An 18,845-nucleotide genomic window follows, 5' to 3' on the forward strand; every position below is an offset into this window, starting at 1 on the left:
GGGCGTCCGGCACCGGCCGCGACCCGGCCGCCGAGCCACGCCGCACATTCCACGAGGAGACAGATGAGCAGCACGCCATCGGGCAAAGGGGCCCAGGCGCCCCCCGCCGTTGAGCTGCGCGGGATCACCAAGCGTTTTCCCGGAGTCGTGGCCAACCACGACATCGACATCACCGTGGCCCCCGGTACCGTGCACGCCATCGTCGGCGAGAACGGTGCGGGCAAGTCCACGCTGATGAAGACCCTGTACGGCATGCACCGCCCGGACGAGGGCCAGATCCGCGTCCAGGGCAGGGAGGTGCGCTTCGGCTCACCCTCCGACGCCATCCGGAACGGCATCGGCATGGTGCACCAGCACTTCATGCTCGCCGACAACCTCTCCGTGCTGGAGAACGTCGTCCTGGGCGCCGAAGGCCGCCACGGCATCGGCAACCGCGCCCGCGCGAAGATCCGGGAGCTGTCCACCCAGTACGGCCTCGGGATCGAGCCCGACCGCCTGATGGAGGAGCTGGGCGTCGGCGAACGCCAGCGCGTGGAGATCCTCAAGGTCCTCTACCGCGGCGCGCGGACCATCATCCTCGACGAGCCCACCGCCGTCCTGGTCCCGCAGGAGGTCGACGAGCTGTTCGACAACCTGCGCGAGCTCAAGCGCGAGGGCCTCACCGTCATCTTCATCTCCCACAAGCTGGACGAGGTCCTGTCCGTCGCCGACGAGATCACCGTGATCCGTCGCGGCACCACCGTGGCCACCGCCGACCCGGGCACCACCACCGCCCGGGAGCTGGCCACGCTCATGGTCGGCGGCGAACTGCCCGTGCCCGAGCTGCGCGAGTCCACCGTCACCGACCACGTCGTGCTCTCCCTGGACGGGGTCACCGTCCGCTCCGCCGACGGCCGCGCCGTCGTGGACGGGGTCGGCGTGGACATCCACCGGGGTGAGATCGTCGGCATCGCCGGTGTCGAGGGCAACGGCCAGTCCGAGCTGATCGAGGCCATCATGGGCATGCGCCCGCTGGCCGACGGGCGCATCCTCCTGGAGGAGCGGGACGTCACCGGCTGGTCCACGCTGCGGATCCGCGAGGCGGGCGTCGGCTACATCCCCGAGGACCGCCACCGGCACGGCGTGCTGCTGGAGTCCCCGCTGTGGGAGAACCGCATCCTCGGCCACCAGACCAAGGAACCCAGCGTCCGCGGCCCCTGGATCAACAAGGTCGGGGCGCGCGCGGACGCCGCGCGCATCGTCGACGAGTACGACGTGCGCACCCCCAGCATCGACGTGATCGCCGACGCCCTGTCCGGCGGCAACCAGCAGAAGTTCATCATCGGCAGGGAGATGAGCGGGTCCCCGCGCTTCCTGGTCGCCGCCCACCCCACCCGCGGTGTGGACGTGGGCGCCCAGGCCGCCATCTGGGAGCAGCTGCGCGACGCCCGCGCCGCCGGTCTGGCCGTGCTGCTGATCTCCGCCGACCTGGACGAGCTGATCGGCATGTCCGACACCCTGCACGTGATCCTGCGCGGCCGGCTCGTCACGCAGGCCGACCCGACCACCGTCACACCCGAACAGCTGGGCTCGGCCATGACCGGAGCCGGACTGGACGGGGCCGACCAGAGCACGGAAGGCGGTACCGACGGTGCCGACGGTGCCCACCGACACGGAAGTGAGGGCGGCGCATGAGTAGGCTTCCCCGCCCCGACACGACCCTGTCCGCGCCCGTGGCGCTGGGCGTTCCGGTCGTCCTGGGCGTGCTGCTGACCCTCGGGCTGGACACGGCGCTGCTGTGGTGGGCGGCGCTGATCATCGGTGTCGTGGTCGCCTTCGCGTTCGTGGCCTGGTCCGGTCCCATGGTCCCCGCCGCGGGACGCTCCGGCGGCGCCGGATCCGCCGAGGAGGGCGGGGTCCTGCGCGCCACCCTGGTGGTACCGACCGCCCTGGTGCTGTCGGTTGCGGCCGGACTGCTGACCGGCTGGTTCCTGGACCTGTCCCTGGTCGAGCCGGTGGCCGCGGTCCTGGGAGCCCTGGTCGGCTCCGCGCTGGCCTTCCTGCTCTTCCACCGGCTCTCGGGCATGCTCGCGCTGTCCTTCGCCGCGGTCCTGGCCGCCGGGGTCATCGCCACCGCGGTCACCGCGGCCGTGCTGTTCTTCAGCGGTATCCCGCCGCTGGCCACGTTCGCGCGGATGATGGAGTACGGCTCCAGGCCCGACAGCCTGGTGCGGATCATCAACGACGGCACCACGTACTACCTGGCCGCCGTCGCGGTGGCGATCGGCTTCAAGATGAAGCTGTTCAACATCGGCGTGGACGGCCAGTACCGGCTCGCCGCGCTGCTGGCCGCCGCCGTGGGCGGACACATCCTGCTGCCGCCGGTGATCAGCCAGATCGTCGTCGTCATCACGGCCGTGGTGGTCGGCGGCGTGTGGGCCGGTATCGCCGGGTACCTCAAGGTGACCCGGGGCGTGTCCGAGGTGATCTCCACGATCATGCTCAACTCCATCGCCACCGGCATCACCGCCTACCTGCTGAGCACCGACCGCCTGGCGGTGGAGATCAGCACCAACAACATCGGCACCCCGCCGATGCCCGAGTCGTCCTGGGTGCCGGGCGTCCCGGCGCTTTTCCTCGGCTCCGAGGACAGGATCTACGGTTTCGTGTTCCTGGCCGTCGCCGTCGGCATCGCCTACTGGGTGATGCTCAACCGCACCCGCTTCGGCTTCGAGCTGCGGGCCACCGGCCAGTCGAAGANCGGCGTCGACGTCAGGAAGATGGTGTTCCTGTCCATGCTCTTCTCGGGCATGGTCGCCGGTCTGGTGGGCCTGCCGCAGCTGCTGGGCAGCTCGCACTACTACGCCCTGGACTTCCCGACCGGCATCGGCTTCATCGGCATCGCCATCGCGCTGCTGGGCCGCAACCACCCCGTGGGCATCGTCTTCGCCGCCCTGTTCTGGTCCTTCCTGAACCAGGCGTCGGGCATCCTGCCCTTCGACGACATCCCGCAGGAGATCGCGGTCATCGCGCAGGCCACCATCGTGCTCACCGTGGTCGTGGTCTACGAGGTCGTGCACCGCTGGGGCCGCCGCTACCAGCAGCAGCAGATCGGCAAGCAGCTCGACGTCACCGCCGGGCCGAGCACACAGGAGACGGTGAAGGTCAAGGTGTCCACGGAGGAGTCTCCGGCCCGCACCGACGGGTCGCCCGACCCGGACGGCACCGGCCCCGACTCCGACGACAGGCGCGGAGGGGAGGCCAAGTGAGCCAGGAGATGAACGTGATGGAGCCGGTGGCGAAGCCCTCGCCACGGCCCCGGGGATGGGCGCGCTGGCGCTTCCTCACCCTGTTCGGCGCGGTGCTGGTGGCCCTGGCGGGCCTGCGCACCATCACCGGCCAGGACATGCTCACCGACGCGGGCACCATCAACACCACCATCACCTTCGCGGTGCCCATCGGCCTGGCCGCCCTGGGCGGTCTGTGGGCCGAACGCGCGGGCATCATCAACATCGGCCTCGAAGGCATGATGATCCTGGGCACCTGGTTCGGCGCCTACTTCGCCTGGTCCACGGACAACCCGTGGATGGGCCTGCTGGCGGGCGTGCTCGCCGGTATGGCGGGCGGCCTCCTGCACGCCGTGGCCACGGTGACCTTCGCGGTGGACCACATCGTGTCCGGTGTGGCGATCAACATCCTCATGCTCGGCGCCATGCGCTACCTGTCGATCCTGGTCTACGCCGACGTGCCCGGCGCGGGCGCGGCCCAGTCGCCGATGGCCCCGTCGTTCCCGGTGTGGGACCTGCCCTTCGTCGCCCGGGCGCTCGGGCCGGTCGCCGACAGCGGGGTCTTCCTGGTCGCCGACCTGGCCTCGCTGGTGGTCGGCGTGACCACGCACATGCCCGCGCTGACGGTCGTCGCGATCCTGATGATCCCGCTGTCCTACCTGGTGCTGTGGAGGACCACCTTCGGCCTGCGGCTGCGCTCGGTGGGCGAGAACCCCGACGCGGCCGAGTCCCTCGGCGTGCCGGTGTACAGCCTCAAGTACGTCGCCGTGATCGTCTCCGGCGGCCTGGCCGGTATGGGCGGCGTGTTCCTGTCCGTCGTCGCCTCGCAGATCTACCAGGAGGGGCAGACCGGCGGCCGCGGCTACATCGGTCTGGCCGCGATGATCTTCGGTAACTGGCGTCCGGGCGGCCTCGCCATGGGCGCGGGCCTGTTCGGCTACACCGACGCCCTCCAGGTGCGCGGCGGCGGCGAGGCGGTCCACGCGCTGCTGCTGCTCCTGGCGGTGGCCCTGCTGGGTGTGGCCCTGTGGCAGGTGCGCCGGGACCGCAAGGGGCTGGCCGCCTTCGGCGTGCTCGTCTCGGTCCTGCTGTTCGCGTGGTTCTTCTCCACCGACTCGCTGCCGCGGGAGCTGGCCACCTACAGCCCGCACGTCACCACCCTGCTGGTACTGTCGCTGGCTTCCCAGAGACTGAGGCCACCCGCCTCGGTCGGTAAGCAATGGAGGGCGAGCCGATCATGACGGACACACCCGTGAAGGTGGACTGGGCCGCGCTCCGGGCCGCCGCTCGCGAGGCCATGGCCCACGCCTACGCTCCCTACTCGAACTACCCGGTGGGCGCGGCGGCGCTGGTCGACGACGGCCGGGTGGTCAGCGGCTGCAACGTGGAGAACGCCTCCTACGGGGTGGGCCTGTGCGCCGAGTGCGGTCTGGTCAGTGCCCTGCACGCCTCCGGCGGCGGGCGTCTGACGGCGTTCAGCTGCGTGGACGGGCGGGGGGAGACCCTCATGCCCTGCGGGCGCTGCCGACAACTGCTGTTCGAGCACGGCGGGCCGGACCTGCTCGTGGACACCCCCGAGGGAATCCTGACCATGGACCAGGTCCTGCCGCAGGCCTTCGGCCCGCACAACCTCACGTAACCAGTTCAGTGTTGTTCTGGGGCCTCCCCGGACGCCGCCCGACCGGCGGTGCCCGGGGAGACCTGTTTTCCGCCAGGTGAAAGGAAGATGACATGGACGTCATCGAGGTCATCCGAGCCAAGCGCGACGGGGGAGAGCTGACCCCCGAGCAGATCGACTGGGTGATCGGCGCCTACACCCGGGGTGAGGTCGCCGAGGAGCAGATGTCGGCACTGGCCATGGCGATCTTCCTGCGCGGGATGAACCGGGCCGAGGTGAGCCGCTGGACCGAGGCCATGCTGTCCTCGGGCGAGCGCCTGGACTTCACCGACCTGGCGCGGCCCACCACCGACAAGCACTCCACGGGCGGGGTGGGCGACAAGATCACCCTGCCGCTCACCCCCACCGTCGCCGCGTGCGGCGCGGCCGTGCCGCAGCTGTCGGGGCGGGGGCTGGGACACACCGGCGGGACCCTGGACAAGCTGGAGTCGATCCCCGGGTGGCGCGCGTCGCTGTCCACGGACGAGATGCGGGAGGTGCTGGACTCCACGGGCGGGGTGATCTGCGCGGCCGGGTCCGGGCTGGCCCCGGCCGACCGGAAGCTGTACGCGCTGCGGGACGTGACCGGGACGGTCGAGTCGATCCCGCTGATCGCGGCGTCCATCATGAGCAAGAAGCTCGCCGAGGGCACCGGGGCGCTGGTCCTGGACGTCAAGGTGGGTTCGGGCGCTTTCATGAAGGACACCGCCTCGGCGCGCGAGCTGGCCCGCACGATGGTCGACATCGGGCGCGACCACGGGGTGCGCACGGTGGCGCTGCTGACCGACATGGCCGCTCCGCTGGGGCGCCGGGTGGGCAACGCGCTGGAGGTGGCCGAGGCCGTGGAGGTGCTCTCCGGCGGCGGGCCCGCGGACGTGGTGGAGCTGACCGTGGCGCTGGCCCGGGAGATGCTGGCCGCGGCCGGGCTCGTGCCCGGTGAGGACGGGGTGAAGGACCCGGCCGAGGCGCTGCGGGACGGTAGTGCCCTGGCCGTGTGGAAGGACCTTGTCCGGGCGCAGGGCGGCGACCCCGAGGCGCCCCTGCCGGTGGCCGCCGAGCGCCGGGTGGTGCTCGCTCCGGCCTCGGGCACGGTGACCCGGATGGACGCCTACCAGGTGGGGGTGGCCGCGTGGCGGTTGGGCGCCGGTCGGGCGCGCAAGGAGGACGCGGTGTCCTTCGGTGCGGGGGTGACCCTGCACGCCAAGCCGGGGGAGCCCGTGCAGGCGGGGGAGCCGCTGTTCACCCTGCACGCCGATGAGGCGGAGCGGTTCGAGCGGGCCGCCGAGGCGCTGGAGGGCGCCTTCGACATCGACCCGGAGGCCGGTTACGAGGCCCGGCCGCTGGTGATCGACCGGATCGCCTGAGTCCGAACCCTGACCGTGGGGCGGGCACCGGTTCTCCGGTGGCCGCCCCACGGGTGTTCCGGGTGGAGGGTGAGGGTCAGCGCGCGGCGCTGCGCAGGAGCGCGGACCACTCGGGGGAGGGGAAGGAGAGGTAGCCGAGGTCGCGCTGGGTGGAGTCGCGGACCGCGAACCGCTGGGGCTCGTTGAGGAAGGGGCCCGCCTCGACACACTGGCCGCCGCCGTTGACGCTGTAGCTGCTGGTGCGCCAACCAAAGACGGCCGACGTGTCCCGGTTCACCGCAACTCCTGTCCGATCACGCGTAGGAAGTCGATCGACGCCGCCGTGTTGGGACTTCCCTGGTGCAGGCGATCGTATCGGCCGACCAGATCCTCCGCGCCTTCTGATTCGACGAACAGGGCACCAGTGGGTGTTTCGATGCGGGCGACCGCAGGAAAGGGCTCCGGCATGTGGATGATCCTGAAGGCGCCCGCGCTTCCCCATGTGCTCCGGCGGAGAAGGGAAGCACCCTGACGTCGACGTTGTCCCGCTGAGCGGAAGCCACTAGGTGAGCGATCTGCTCCGCCATGACCTGGTTGCCTCCGGCGGGGCGCCTCAGGGCGACCGACCTGGAGGCGCAGGACTACGACAGGAGGGCTCCCGACTTCCTCGTCATCCAGGACGACGAGGTCACCATGCAGGTCACGCTCGCCTCCGACCGGTGCGCCTCGGTCGAACTCACCCTCGCCGAGGGTCTGTCGAACTCGCCGAGCACCGTGGGGGTGGTGACCAGCGTGATGTGTCTGTTCGAATTGGGCCGGAAGTTCCGCGACGCCCACGCCGAAACCTGCTGACCCGCCCACTCCCGCGCGGCACGCACGGCTCCCGGTGGAGGACGGTTCCGCCGTCCTCCACCGGGGACAGTCGAAACCGTTCGGAACGGGACACGGTCTCGGCCGCCAACGAGCGGTGGTGACCAGCTGCCGTACGAGAACGGCCAGGATGGCGCGTGAGGTTCAGGAACTCGTCGCGGCTCGATCGGACTCGCTGCGAAGAACGCAGAATTCGTTGCCTTCGGGGTCGGCGAGGACCGCCCAGCCAGAGCCGTCGGGATTCCGGTGATCGGCGACAAAGGTGGCGCCGATCCCCAGCAGCCGTTCCACCTCCTGATCACGCGAGGTCTCCGGGCGCAGACACAGGTGGATCCGGTTCTTGGTCTTCTTGGGCTCGGGGACCTGGTTGAAGTGCAGCACCGGACCTTCCGGCAGCAGTACCTGAGTCTCCTGCTCGCCTGGTTCGTCAGCAGGGTGCAGCGGATGGCCAGTCACCCTGCTCCAGAACCGGGCCAGCTCGTAGGCATCCGCACAGTCGATCGCCACGTTCTGCAATACCGAAAACATGCGCGCCAGTCTTCCCGACCGCTACTCCGGACGCTACCGAGTTGCGCTCGTCGTTCGCACGCACAGCTCCCGGTGGGCCACCACGTTCCGAAAGTCCAGGAACGCCGGGCGGTCGAGTCGACACCGCTGATCTTCGTTCTGTACCTGTTTGCTGCACACGAGAGCCGTTGGCCAGCGGGCTGACCGGATTCGTTGCCGGTGTGAAGCGAGGAGGTCGGATTTCCACGGTATTCGGGAGTGAACGGCCGTGTGTCGGAGCTCGGACAAGAAAGAACCGCGCCACAGCGGGGCGCGGTTCGTCGGAGACGGCGGTCGGCGGATCACTCCGGGATCTGGAACGGCTGCGGATCGGTCCCGGTCGGCATCATGACGTAGGTCACGATCGCCAGGATCAGCAGCAGCACGCTCACGATGAGCACGGCGGTGGCCAGCCAGCGGGCCCAGGGCCGGGTCCTGACCTTGGCCAGGGCGAGCGCCAGCGCCGCGAACAGCGCCGTGATCGCGGCCATAGCCCCGCCGATGAGTGTCTGGATGGAGAACTGCGAGACCTGGTCCACCGGGACCGGCTGGTCCCCGACGATGGCCACCGTGGTGAAGAGTTGGACCAGTTGGCTGGAGAACACGGTGATGCCGAGCAGGAACAGCGCGGTCAGGGCGAAGGTCTCCGCGGACACCACGCCGCTGGACCTGGTGGTGTCCTCCGGCGGAACCGCCGTTCCGGTTCCCTCCCCCGCAGCGACGGGTTCCTCCGCCGGTGCTTCGGCCCAGGTGACGGGCTCACGTTCGGTGCCCGGTTCGCGCTCGAAGCCCGGCTCACGCTCGAAGTTCGGCTCGCGGCCGCTGGCCGGGGTGGCGCCGGTGTCCGGCTCGCGGCCTCGGGTGCGGTCGATCGGGTCGTGACCTTCCGGTGATGTACTCACGCGGCCAACGTACCCGTCCGACCACCAAGGGAAGTTCTACGGAATCCCTGTTCACAGCCCAGACTAGAGGGAGACGTAGGTCAGCGCGGAGGCCGCGACCAGCAGCGCGCCCACGACCACGGCCGCGGTGGCGGCCCAGCGGCTCCACGCGCGCGTGCCCACGTTGCTCCGGAACAGGGACACGGCCCCGGCGAGCACGGTCAGCGCGCTCAACCCGCCCGCGACCATGACCTCGGCGGCCATGGTGTTCATCTCGCCCGGGTTGTTGGTGGAGGCTCCGGCCACGGCGAAGAAACCGAAGAGCTCGAAGAGCCGCGTGTTCACCGCGGTGAGCGCGAACAGCATCAGGGAGATGACGCTGAAGGCCTCCGCGGAGAACGGGCCGCCGGGGGAGCGGACCGGTGCTCCGGAGATGAAGGCGCCGCTGGCCTCGGTCTCCCCGAACGTTTCGGTGCCCTCGGCGGCCGGAACGTTCTCAGCCTCCTCGGGGGCGGCATCGGTGGGGGTGGGGTTGGTGTCTTCTCGCGAGGTGCTCACGGCGCCAAAACTACCGCGCGCGTCTCCCCTCTCAGAGCGGTCTAACGTACCCTCCGTGGCCACTATCGGCCATACCGTCATTTTTTACCCGCCAAAAACAATCATGCGTGCTTGTTTTTTCGTGTGGTCGGTGTCACTCTCGTGTCCATGACCGCTACGCCACCGCTGTTGGTCGGGAACGCCTCGGGCTTCTACGGGGACCGCCTCGCCGCCGTCCACGAGATGCTCACCGAGGGACGGATCGACGTCCTCACCGGCGACTACCTGGCCGAGCTCACCATGGCCATCCTCGGCCGCGACCAGCTGGACGACCCCGGACGCGGCTACGCCCGGACCTTCCTGCGGCAGATGCGCGACAGCCTGACCCTGGTCATGGAACGCGGCGTCAGGGTGGTCACCAACGCGGGCGGCCTCAACCCGCGCGGTCTGGCCGACCGGCTCACCGAACTCGCCGACGGGCTCGGCCTCGAACCCCGCATCGCCTGCGTCACCGGCGACGACCTCATCGACCGGGCGGAGGAACTGGGCCTGGGCTCACCCCTGACCGCCAACGCCTACCTGGGCGCCTTCGGCATCGCCGCCTGCCTGGACGCGGGGGCCGACATCGTCGTCACCGGCCGCGTCACCGACGCCTCCCTGACGGTGGGCCCCGCCGCCGCCCACTTCGGCTGGACCCCCGCCGACCTGGACGCCCTGGCCGGGGCCACCGCGGCCGGGCACGTCATCGAGTGCGGCACCCAGGCCACCGGCGGCAACTACGCCCCTCCCACCGGTCGGCGAAGCGAGGTCCCGGACCCGGGCCGCCCCGGCTTCCCCCTCGCCGAGGTCCACGCCGACGGCAGCGCCGTCATCACCAAGCACCCCGGCAGCGGCGGCACCGTCACCACCGGCACCGTCACCGCCCAGCTCGTCTACGAGATCCGCGGCCCCCGCTACCCCGGCCCCGACGTCACCACCCGCCTGGACACCGTCCGCCTCACCCAGCAGGGCCCCGACCGCGTCCTGCTCAGCGGCACGCGCGGCGAGGAACCGCCCCCCGACCTCAAGGTCGGCCTGACCAACCTCACCGGCTTCCGCAACGAGGTCGAGTTCCTCATCCCCGGCCTGGACGCCGAGAGCAAGGCCGCCCTGGTCGAGCGCCAGCTGCGCGCCGGGCTCTCCCCCCGCGAACCGGACGACCTGCGCTTCACCCTCGTGCCCGCCGAGGACCCCCACGGCCCCACCCAGGACGCGGCCACCGCACGCCTGCGCGTGGTCGCCCGCGATCACGACCCCGCCGTCATCGGCCGCTCCTTCGGCGCCGCCGCCGTGGAACTGGCCCTGGGCAGCTACGCCGGGTTCCACCTCACCTCGCCGCCGCGCGACGCCCGCCCCGACGGGGTCGCCGCCACCTCCGCGTTCGTGCCCGCCGCCGAGGTCGCGCACACCGCGATCCTCCCCGACGGCGCGCGGCTCCCCGTCGCCCCCGCGCCCCGCACCCGCGCCCTGGCCGCGGTCCCCGAACCGCCACCGCCCGACCCCCTGCCGGACGGGCCCACCCGCCTGGCGCCGCTCGGCCTGGTCCTGGGCGCGCGCAGCGGCGACAAGGGCGCCGACGCCAACCTGGGCGTGTGGGTGTCCGACGACATGGCGTGGCGGTGGCTGGCCACCACCCTCACCGTCGACCTGCTGCGCGAACTCCTGCCCGAGACCGCCGGACTCCGGGTCACCCGGTACCTGCTGCCCCGCCTGCGCGCCGCCAACTTCTGGATCGAGGGCATGCTCGCCCCAGGCACCGCCCGCCGCGAGGGGACCGACCCCCAGGCCAAGGGGCTGGGCGAGTGGCTGCGCGCACGTAGGGCGCCGATCCCCGAGGCGCTGCTGGAGGAGGTGGAGCGACCGTGAGCGTCCTGGGAACGCGACTCGACACCGCCTCGCCCACCTTCGCCGAGGCACGCGAGGCCATGCTCGCCGCCCTCTCCGAGATCGACGCCGAACACGCCAAGGCCCTGGCCGGGGGCGGGCGGCGCTACGTGGAGCGCCACCGCGCCCGGGGCGGACTGCTGGTCCGCGAGCGGATCGAACTCCTCCTAGACGAGGGCAGCCCCTTCCTGGAACTGTCCCCGCTCGCCGCCTGGGGCAGCGACTTCCACGTCGGCGCCAGCGTCGTCACCGGGGTGGGCGTGGTCTCCGGGGTGGAGTGCGTGCTCGTGGCCAACGACCCCACCGTGCGCGGCGGATCCAGCAACCCGTGGACCCTGCGCAAGTCCACCCGTGCCGCCGAGATCGCCGAACAGAACAGGATGCCGCTGATCAGCCTGGTGGAGTCCGGCGGCGCGGACCTGCCCACCCAGAAGGAGATCTTCGTCCCGGGAGGCCGCACCTTCCGCGACCTGACCCGCCTGTCCGCCGCCGGGGTCCCCACCGTCGCGCTGGTCTTCGGCAGCTCCACCGCCGGGGGCGCCTACGTTCCCGGCATGAGCGACCACGTGGTCATGGTGCGCGAGCGCTCCAAGGTGTTCCTGGGGGGACCGCCGCTGGTCCGGGCGGCCACGGGCGAGGAGAGCGACGACGAGTCGCTGGGCGGCGCCCGCATGCACGCCGAGGTGTCCGGGCTGGCCGACCACCTCGCCGAGGACGAGCGCGACGCCATACGCGTCGGTCGCGCGATCGTGGCCCGCCTCAACCACCGCAAGGCCGGTCCCGCCCCGCGCGCGTCGGTCCGCGAACCCCTGTACCCGGCCGAGGACCTGCTCGGCGTCATGCCGCCCGACCTGCGCGTCCCCGTCGACCCACGCGAGATCATCGCCCGCCTCGTGGACGGCTCGGAGTTCGACGAGTTCAAGCCCTCCTACGGAAGCGGCCTGGTCACCGGGTGGGCCGACCTGCACGGGTACCCCGTCGGCGTGCTGGCCAACGACCACGGCGTGCTGTTCAGCGCCGAGGCGCAGAAGGCCGCCCAGTTCGTCCAGCTCGCCAACCGCGCCGACACGCCGCTGGTCTTCCTGCACAACACCACCGGCTACATGGTCGGCCGCGAGTACGAGCAGGGCGGCATCATCAAGCACGGATCGATGATGATCAACGCGGTCTCCAACAGCACCGTCCCCCACTTCTCGGTGCTGGTCGGCGCCTCCTACGGCGCGGGCCACTACGGGATGTGCGGCCGGGCCTACGACCCCCGCTTCCTGTTCGCCTGGCCCAGCGCCCGGTCCGCCGTCATGGGGCCCAAGCAGCTCGCCGAGGTCCTGTCCATCGTCTCCCGCCAGTCCGCGGCCCGGAAGGGCCATCCCCACGACGAGGAACAGGACGCCGCCATGCGGGAGATGGTGGAGAACCAGATCGAGGCCGAGTCGCTGCCCCTCTTCCTGTCCGGACGGGTCCACGACGACGGCGTCATCGACCCCCGCGACACCCGCACCGTCCTGGGCCTGTGCCTGTCCCACGCCCACAACGCCCCCGTCCGCGGCACCGACCGCTTCGGCGTCTTCCGGATGTGAGGGAGGAGACCATGAACGACACGTCCCCGGCCCGGAGTTCCGACGGGCTGGCCTCCCCACCGGCCAGCGGACCCTCCGGTACCGGTGTCCGCGCTGAACCAGGCCCCGCGCCCGCCGAGACCCGCGACGGCCGGTCCGTCCAGCCGCGCCCCATCACCCGCCTGCTGGTCGCCAACCGGGGCGAGATAGCCCGGCGGGTCCTGCGCACCTGCCGCTCCCTGGGCATCGCCACCGTCGCCGTGTACGCCACCGGCGAGGAGACCGCCGCGCACGTGACCGAGGCCGACACCGCCGTGCGCCTGCCCGTCCCCGAGGGACGCGGCCCCGTGGACGCCCACCTCGACCCCGCGGCCGTCGTCGAAGCCGCCCTGACCGCCGACGCCGACGCCGTCCACCCCGGATACGGTTTCCTGTCCGAGAACCCCGCACTGGCCCGCGCCGTCGCCGCCGCCGGACTGACCTGGGTCGGTCCCCGCGCGGAGGCCGTCGAGAGCATGGGCGCCAAGACCCGCGCCAAGCGGATCGCCCGGGAGGCCGGAGTGCCCGTGGCCGACGCCCTCGACCCCGACGACGTGCGCCCCGAACACCTTCCGGTGCTGGTCAAGGCCGTCTCCGGAGGCGGAGGGCGCGGCATGCGCGTGGTCCGCGACCTCGCCGACCTGCCCGCCGAGGCCGCCGCCGCACGCGCCGAGGCCGCCTCCGCCTTCGGCGACCCCGCCGTGTTCTGCGAGCCCTACGTCCCGCGCGGACGCCACGTCGAGGTGCAGCTCCTCGCCGACGCCCACGGCACCGTGTGGGCCCTGGGCGAGCGCGACTGCTCCGTCCAGCGCCGCCACCAGAAGGTCATCGAGGAGACCCCCGCCCCCGGACTCCCCGACGACCTGCGCGCACTCCTGCACGACGCCTCCCGCCGCCTGGCCCGCGCCATCGGCTACACCGGTGCCGGAACCGCCGAGTTCCTCGTCCCCGTCGCGGAGGAGGGCTTCGGCGCCCCCGTCTTCCTGGAGATGAACACCCGAATCCAGGTCGAGCACCCCGTCACCGAGTGCGTCACCGGCCTGGACCTGGTCGAGTGGCAGATCCGCGTCGCCGAGGGAGAACCCCTGCCCGCGGGCGGCCCGCCCGCGCCGCGCGGCCACGCCGTCGAGGCGCGCCTGTACGCCGATGACCCCCGCGACGGCTGGCGGCCCCGCACCGGCGTCCTGCACGCCTTCGACGTGCCCGACACCACCGCCCGCTTCACGCCCCTCACCACCCCCGGCGTCCGCCTGGACAGCGGCGTCGAACCCGGGGACACCGTCGGCACCGACTTCGACCCCCTCCTCGCCAAGGTCGTCGCCCACGGCCGCGACCGCCGCGACGCGGTCCGCCGCCTGGCCTCCGCCCTGGCCGCCGCGCGCGTCCACGGCGTGGGCACCAACCGCGACCTGCTCGTACGCTGCCTGCGCCACCCGGACTTCGGCGCCGCCGAGTCCTCCCCCGAACGGCTGCACACCGGCTACCTGGACGACGACCGCCTCTCCGCACTCGCCCAGCCCCTGGCCGACCCCGCGACCGAGCGCCTCGCCGCGCTGGCCGCGTCCCTGGCCGCCGCCGAGGCCGCCCGTACCGGTGCCCCCGTCCCCGCGGGGATCCCCGCCAACTGGCGCAACCTGCCCTCCCAGCCCCTCGTCCGCGAGTACACCGCCGACGGGGGAGGGGACCGCACGGTCACCACCTCCCACCGCGTCCTTCGAGGCGTCCACCTGCCCGAACAGCCCGGGGTCCACGTGCTCCGGGCGGCGCCCGGCCGGGTGGTGCTGGAGGTCGACGGCCTGCGCCGCGCCTTCACCGTCCACCGCCACGAGGGGAGCACCGACGTCCACGTCGACTCGGCCCTGGGGTCGGTCACCCTCACCCCCGTCGACCCCCTGCCCGAACCCGAGACCGCGGTCGACCCCGGCGCCCTGCCCGCGCCCATGCCGGGCACCGTCACGGCCGTGGACGTCGCCGTGGGGGACCGGGTCGCCCCGGGACAGACCCTGCTGCGCATGGAAGCCATGAAGATGGAGCACCGCGTCACCGCACCCGCCGCCGGTGCCGTCCGGGAGATCCCGGTCGCGGCGGGACGGAGGGTGCCCGCAGGGGCGCCCCTGGCCGTACTCGACTACGAAGGGGACCACCCGTGACCGGTGCCATGACCTTCAACGAACCCGCCGAGCGCGTGGAACTGCGCGCCGCCGTGTCCGCGTTCGCCGCCAAGTACGGGTCCGACTACTACCGGGCCCGGGCCAGGGAGGGCGCCTACCTCACCGACCTGTGGCGCGAGGCGGGCGGACTCGGCTACCTGGGCGTCAACATCCCCGAGGAGTACGGGGGCGGAGGCGGCGGCATCGGCGACCTGGCCGCCGTCCTGGAGGAACTCAGCGCCGCCGGGTGCCCCACCCTGATGATGGTGGTCTCCCCGGCCATCTGCGGTACGGTCCTGTCCCGCTTCGGCACCGCGGAACAGCGGCGGCGCTGGCTGCCGGGCCTGGCCACGGGCGAGCGCATCATGGCCTTCGCCATCACCGAACCCGACGCCGGGTCCAACTCCCACCGCATCACCACCACCGCCCGCCGCGACGGTGACGGATGGGTCCTCAGCGGCCGCAAGACCTTCATCTCCGGTGTGGACGTCGCCGACGCCGTCCTCGTCGTCGGCCGGATCCAGGACGAGGACACCGGGCGCCTGTCCGCCGCGCTGTTCGTGGTCCCCACCGACACCCCCGGGTTCGAGGCCCGCCGGATCGAGATGGACCTGGTCAGCCCCGACCACCAGTTCCAGCTGTTCATGGACGACGTGCGCCTGCCCGTCGACGCCCTGGTCGGCGACCCCGGGGCCGGGCTCCTCCAGCTCTTCGCCGGACTCAACCCCGAACGCGTCATGGCCGCCTCCCTGGCCTCCGGCAGCGCACGCCACGCCCTGGACCAGGCCGTGGCCTACGCCAAGGAGCGCAGGGTGTGGCGCGACACCCCCATCGGCGCCCACCAGGGCCTGGCCCACCCGCTGGCCCAGGTCAAGATCGAACTGGAACAGGCCCGTCTGATGACCCAGCACGCGGCGTTCCGCTACGATTCCGGCGACGACGCGGGGGCCGGGGAGGCCGCCAACATGGCCAAGTACGCCGCCGCCGAGGCGTGCGTGCGCGCGGTCGACCAGGCCGTGCAGACCCTGGGCGGCAACGGCCTGGCCAGCGAGTACGGCCTGGGTTCGGCGATCGCCGCCGCCCGCCTGGCGCGCATCGCGCCGGTGAGCCGGGAGATGGTGCTCAACTACGTGGCGCAGCAGTCCCTCGGCCTGCCCAGGTCGTACTGACGGGTCGAGCGGGGGAAGTGCCGATCGGGGGAAGTGACGTGACCGAGGCCGTGCGCGAGCCGCGGCAGGGGGGCNGCGGGCGCGGCTGCTGGAGGCCACCGTGGCCTGCCTGGCCGAGGAGGGCACGGCCGGCGCCACCGTGGGGGCGGTCGCGCGGCGGGCCGGGGTGTCCCGCGGCGCCGCCCAGCACCACTTCCCCACCCGTGAGGACCTGTTCCTGGCCGCGCTGCGGCACATGCTCGACAGCCGTGGAGCGGAACTCCGGCGCGGCGCCGCCGCCGTCCCCGAGGGGCCGGGCCGCACCGAGGCGGTCGTGCAGATGGTCGTGGACGCGTTCACCGGGACCGACTTCCGGGCCGCCCTCCAACTGTGGTCGGCCGCCGCCAGCGACCCGGTCCTGCGCGAACGGATCATCCCCATGGAGGAGCGGATGGGCCGGGAGGTCCACCGGGCCGCCGTGGAGCTGCTGGGCGTGGACGAGTCGGTCCCGGGGGTCCGCGAGACCGTCCAGGCCACCCTCGACCTGGCACGCGGCCTGGGACTGGCCAACCTGCTCACCGACGACGGCCCCCGGCGGCGCCGGATCGTGCGCCAGTGGGCGCGTACGCTCGATGAGCAGCTGCGGGACCGGAGCACCTGAAACCGGCTACCCCGACGGCACGGAGCGTGCTTATCATCGAAGCGGCGGGCCCGGCCCGCCACGGATCTCATCCCGGACTGGACAGGCGGTGTGAAGGTGAGTGCGGACGCGGGCGTGGACCTCCCGGGCATGGCCAGGCGGGCACTGGACGCGTTCGCGGAGAGCGCGTCCCGCCGCAGGGACCGCGACTCCCTGATGGACAACGCCTTCGCCGCCCTCTTCGACCTGTACCGGACGGCCACCCCCGCCCAGCTGCGGTCCCCGGCGGGGCTGGAGTTCAACGCCACCCTGGCCGAGCTGCTGGTGAGCGGCAACAACCCCGCCCGCCTCAGCCTGTACGTGGTCCGCAGCCAGACCGCCGCGGAGAACGGCCAGCACGAGGCCTACCGCCCCGCCTGCTGGCGGCGGTCCATGCTGGAGCTGCTCGGCGAGGAGTTCGTGCCCTGGCGGGACTTCCTGAGCCCCGTGGACCTGGAGGCCGTCGCGCGCGTGGACGAGGCCCTCGTGGAGGTGGCGGGCAACGCCCGGCCGGTCAGCGACGAGGAGGTGCCCGCGTGGGTGCCCGAGTCGCACTGGTGGTGGTGGGAACCGGCCCGCCAGCGCGGCGAGGACGTCCCGGACGTCCCCGAGCCCCGCGACAGCGGCACCCTGGACGCCGTCGCGGACTGACCTTCGCCCCCACCTTCGAGGAGCGCCCCTGTCCACACGGCGAGGCCACGTCCTCCGCGCCGCCGTGGCCACTTCGGCCGCCGCCCTGTCGATGGTGCCGTTCCTGGTGCTCGCCGCCGGTCGGGAGTGGGGAGAGGCGCTGATCACCGCGGGGGTGTTCGCGGTGTTCTTCCTCCTTCACGTACCACGCGGGCGGGTCCGGGCGGCGACGAGGTCCCGGTACCAGGCGAAGGAGTCCTTGGGGGTGCGGACCTGGGTGGCGTGGTCCACGTGCACCAGCCCGAAGCGCTGGTGGTAGCCCTCGGCCCACTCGAAGTTGTCGGTGAGCGTCCACACGAAGTACCCGCGTACGTCCGCGCCCCGCTCCCGCGCGGCCTCCACGGCGGCGACGTGCCCCTCCAGGTAGGCGATCCGTTCGGGGTCGGAGACCCGGCCGCCGGGAGACACCGGGTCCCGCTGGGAGCAGCCGTTCTCGGTGACGTACAGCGGCGGGGGGGNAGCGCGTCGCCGTGGCGTTCGCGCAGCAGGTCGATCATCCGGCCCAGCCCCTCGGGCACCACCGGCCACCCGAACGCCGTCACCGGCGCGTCGGGGACCTCGCCGAACCCGAACGGCAGGTCCGACCCCTCCTCGGGCGCGGTGACCACGGTCGGGTTGTAGTAGTTGACGCCGAACCCGTCCGCGCTGCCCGCGATCACCCCCAGGTCCCCCTCGCGCACGCCGGGAACCTCCGCGACGCCGAACGCGGACAGGTCCGGGTACACGCCGGTCAGCACGGGATCGGTGAACAGGCGGTTGTGCAGGGTGTCATAGGCGTCCGCGGCGTCGACGTCGCCTTCGGCGGCGGGGCTGACGGGAGAGAGGTTGTTGGTGAGCAGCACCTCCAGGCCGCGCGAACGCAGCTCCCCGGCGGCCAGCCCGTGCGCGAGCAGCAGGTGGTGGGCCACCTCCATCGCCCCGGGCACGTCCAGGGTCCGCCCGGGGGCGTGGACGCCGAGGACGTGCCCGTAGGTCATGTGCACCAGGGGTTCGTTGAGGGTGATCCACCGGCCCACGCGATCGCCCAGGCGGTCGGCGGCGGCCGCCGCGTACTCGGCGAACGCGTGCGCCGTGGCGCGCGTGCTCCAGCCGCCCGCCTCCTCCAGCGCCTGGGGCAGGTCCCAGTGGAACAGGGTGGGCACCGGCGCGATCCCCCGTTCCAGCAGGGCGTCCACCAACCGGTCGTAGAAGTCCAGACCGGCCCCGTTCACCGCTCCCCGTCCGGTCGGCACGACGCGGGGCCAGGCGATCGAGAACCGGTAGGCGTTCACCCCCAGGCGGTCCAGGAGTTCCACGTCCTCGGACCACCGGCGGTAGTGGTCGCAGGCCACGGCGGGACTGTGCCCGTCGCGGACCGCCCCCGGGCGCCGGGCGAAGACGTCCCACACCGAGGGGCCGCGTCCGTCCGCGTCGAGGGAGCCCTCGACCTGGAAGGCGGCGGAGGCCACTCCCCACAGGAAGGGTGACGACATGGGCGGTACCTGCCTTTCGCTGGTTTCCCCGGGGGGCTCGGGGGTTCGGAGGCCGGGCTGAGCGTTCCGCCCGGATCTCGGGACACGG

The 18,845-nt window shown here is 72.5% G+C and carries 17 protein-coding genes and 2 pseudogenes; 12 read left to right on the forward strand and 7 right to left on the reverse strand.

Annotated features, from left to right (window positions below; all coding sequences use genetic code 11):
• Positions 1-63: 63 nt before the first annotated feature.
• The 5 genes from D455_RS0118915 to D455_RS0118935 all read left to right on the forward strand — a co-directional run bounded on the left by D455_RS0118915 (position 64) and on the right by D455_RS0118935 (position 6,287).
• Positions 64-1,674, forward strand: a complete 1,611-nt coding sequence (locus tag D455_RS0118915) for an ABC transporter ATP-binding protein (protein WP_026122772.1) — start codon at positions 64-66, stop codon at positions 1,672-1,674.
• Positions 1,671-3,248, forward strand: coding sequence for an ABC transporter permease (locus D455_RS0118920; protein WP_017572278.1), 1,578 nt, complete (start codon positions 1,671-1,673; stop codon positions 3,246-3,248). Before D455_RS0118915 ends, D455_RS0118920 begins: the two co-directional genes overlap by 4 nt.
• Positions 3,245-4,507, forward strand: coding sequence for an ABC transporter permease (locus D455_RS0118925; protein ID WP_017572279.1), 1,263 nt, complete (start codon positions 3,245-3,247; stop codon positions 4,505-4,507). The genes D455_RS0118920 and D455_RS0118925 overlap by 4 nt, the downstream gene beginning before the upstream one ends.
• Positions 4,486-4,905, forward strand: a complete 420-nt coding sequence (locus tag D455_RS0118930) for a cytidine deaminase (protein WP_017572280.1) — start codon at positions 4,486-4,488, stop codon at positions 4,903-4,905. The genes D455_RS0118925 and D455_RS0118930 overlap by 22 nt, the downstream gene beginning before the upstream one ends.
• A gap of 92 nt (positions 4,906-4,997) precedes the next feature.
• Positions 4,998-6,287 (forward strand): thymidine phosphorylase, encoded by a 1,290-nt coding sequence (locus D455_RS0118935; protein ID WP_017572281.1) that lies wholly within the window; start codon positions 4,998-5,000, stop codon positions 6,285-6,287.
• A gap of 76 nt (positions 6,288-6,363) precedes the next feature.
• On the opposite strand, the gene D455_RS0118940 is transcribed toward D455_RS0118935, so the two are convergent.
• The 3 genes and pseudogenes from D455_RS0118940 to D455_RS36040 all read right to left on the reverse strand — a co-directional run.
• A complete protein-coding gene (locus D455_RS0118940) occupies positions 6,364-6,564 on the reverse strand; it encodes a DUF397 domain-containing protein (protein WP_017572282.1) in 201 nt (66 codons plus the stop codon).
• A complete protein-coding gene (locus D455_RS34745) occupies positions 6,561-6,734 on the reverse strand; it encodes a hypothetical protein (protein ID WP_193789451.1) in 174 nt (57 codons plus the stop codon). The genes D455_RS0118940 and D455_RS34745 overlap by 4 nt, the downstream gene beginning before the upstream one ends.
• Positions 6,735-6,805: 71 nt before the next feature.
• Positions 6,806-6,853, reverse strand: a pseudogene (locus D455_RS36040) (hypothetical protein); the annotation flags it as partial.
• Between D455_RS36040 and D455_RS0118950 the strand changes: the two are divergent.
• Positions 6,852-7,118 carry a hypothetical protein gene (locus D455_RS0118950; protein WP_017572283.1) on the forward strand — a complete coding sequence of 89 codons (267 nt, stop codon included), beginning with the start codon at positions 6,852-6,854 and terminating at the stop codon, positions 7,116-7,118. The pseudogene D455_RS36040 and the gene D455_RS0118950 sit on opposite strands and share 2 nt — an antisense overlap.
• 162 nt (positions 7,119-7,280) lie before the next feature.
• On the opposite strand, the gene D455_RS0118955 is transcribed toward D455_RS0118950, so the two are convergent.
• The 3 genes from D455_RS0118955 to D455_RS0118965 form a co-directional block, all read right to left on the reverse strand.
• Complete coding sequence (locus D455_RS0118955; protein WP_017572284.1) at positions 7,281-7,664, reverse strand: VOC family protein; 384 nt, start codon at positions 7,662-7,664, stop codon at positions 7,281-7,283.
• 320 nt (positions 7,665-7,984) lie between these two features.
• Positions 7,985-8,584, reverse strand: a complete 600-nt coding sequence (locus D455_RS0118960) for a hypothetical protein (RefSeq protein ID WP_017572285.1) — start codon at positions 8,582-8,584, stop codon at positions 7,985-7,987.
• Between the two features lie 63 nt (positions 8,585-8,647).
• Entirely contained in the window at positions 8,648-9,121 is a 474-nt protein-coding gene (locus D455_RS0118965) for a hypothetical protein (protein WP_017572286.1), read from the reverse strand.
• Positions 9,122-9,244: 123 nt separating this feature from the next.
• On the opposite strand from D455_RS0118965, the gene D455_RS0118970 reads away from it, so the two are divergent.
• The 6 genes from D455_RS0118970 to D455_RS0118995 all read left to right on the forward strand — a co-directional run bounded on the left by D455_RS0118970 (position 9,245) and on the right by D455_RS0118995 (position 17,246).
• Entirely contained in the window at positions 9,245-11,005 is a 1,761-nt protein-coding gene (locus D455_RS0118970) for an acyclic terpene utilization AtuA family protein (protein WP_017572287.1), read from the forward strand.
• A complete protein-coding gene (locus D455_RS0118975) occupies positions 11,002-12,600 on the forward strand; it encodes an acyl-CoA carboxylase subunit beta (RefSeq protein WP_017572288.1) in 1,599 nt (532 codons plus the stop codon). Before D455_RS0118970 ends, D455_RS0118975 begins: the two co-directional genes overlap by 4 nt.
• Positions 12,601-12,611: 11 nt before the next feature.
• Positions 12,612-14,768 (forward strand): ATP-binding protein, encoded by a 2,157-nt coding sequence (locus D455_RS0118980; RefSeq protein ID WP_017572289.1) that lies wholly within the window; start codon positions 12,612-12,614, stop codon positions 14,766-14,768.
• On the forward strand, positions 14,765-15,937 hold the full coding sequence (locus D455_RS0118985) for an acyl-CoA dehydrogenase family protein (RefSeq protein WP_017572290.1): 1,173 nt from the start codon (positions 14,765-14,767) through the stop codon (positions 15,935-15,937). Before D455_RS0118980 ends, D455_RS0118985 begins: the two co-directional genes overlap by 4 nt.
• Before the next feature lie 85 nt (positions 15,938-16,022).
• The gene (locus tag D455_RS30990) at positions 16,023-16,577 is read left to right on the forward strand and encodes a TetR/AcrR family transcriptional regulator (protein ID WP_083922307.1); all 555 of its coding nucleotides are present in this window, start codon (positions 16,023-16,025) and stop codon (positions 16,575-16,577) included.
• 90 nt (positions 16,578-16,667) lie between these two features.
• On the forward strand, positions 16,668-17,246 hold the full coding sequence (locus tag D455_RS0118995) for a hypothetical protein (RefSeq protein ID WP_017572292.1): 579 nt from the start codon (positions 16,668-16,670) through the stop codon (positions 17,244-17,246).
• A gap of 177 nt (positions 17,247-17,423) precedes the next feature.
• On the opposite strand, the pseudogene D455_RS30995 reads toward D455_RS0118995, so the two are convergent.
• Positions 17,424-18,757 (reverse strand): annotated as a pseudogene (locus tag D455_RS30995) (GH1 family beta-glucosidase).
• Positions 18,758-18,845 lie beyond the last annotated feature (88 nt).

Source organism: Nocardiopsis halotolerans DSM 44410 (assembly GCF_000341065.1).
GTDB lineage: Bacteria > Actinomycetota > Actinomycetes > Streptosporangiales > Streptosporangiaceae > Nocardiopsis > Nocardiopsis halotolerans.

Bases quoted from the DNA above. Each gene is read 5' to 3' on its own strand.
- D455_RS0118915 (WP_026122772.1), top strand. From the start codon at position 64: ATGAGCAGCACGCCATCGGGCAAAGGGGCCCAGGCGCCCCCCGCCGTT.
- D455_RS0118930 (WP_017572280.1), top strand. From the start codon at position 4,486: ATGGAGGGCGAGCCGATCATGACGGACACACCCGTGAAGGTGGACTGG.
- D455_RS0118935 (WP_017572281.1), top strand. From the start codon at position 4,998: ATGGACGTCATCGAGGTCATCCGAGCCAAGCGCGACGGGGGAGAGCTG.
- D455_RS34745 (WP_193789451.1), bottom strand. From the start codon at position 6,734: ATGCCGGAGCCCTTTCCTGCGGTCGCCCGCATCGAAACACCCACTGGT.
- D455_RS0118950 (WP_017572283.1), top strand. From the start codon at position 6,852: ATGACCTGGTTGCCTCCGGCGGGGCGCCTCAGGGCGACCGACCTGGAG.
- D455_RS0118955 (WP_017572284.1), bottom strand. From the start codon at position 7,664: ATGTTTTCGGTATTGCAGAACGTGGCGATCGACTGTGCGGATGCCTAC.
- D455_RS0118980 (WP_017572289.1), top strand. From the start codon at position 12,612: ATGAACGACACGTCCCCGGCCCGGAGTTCCGACGGGCTGGCCTCCCCA.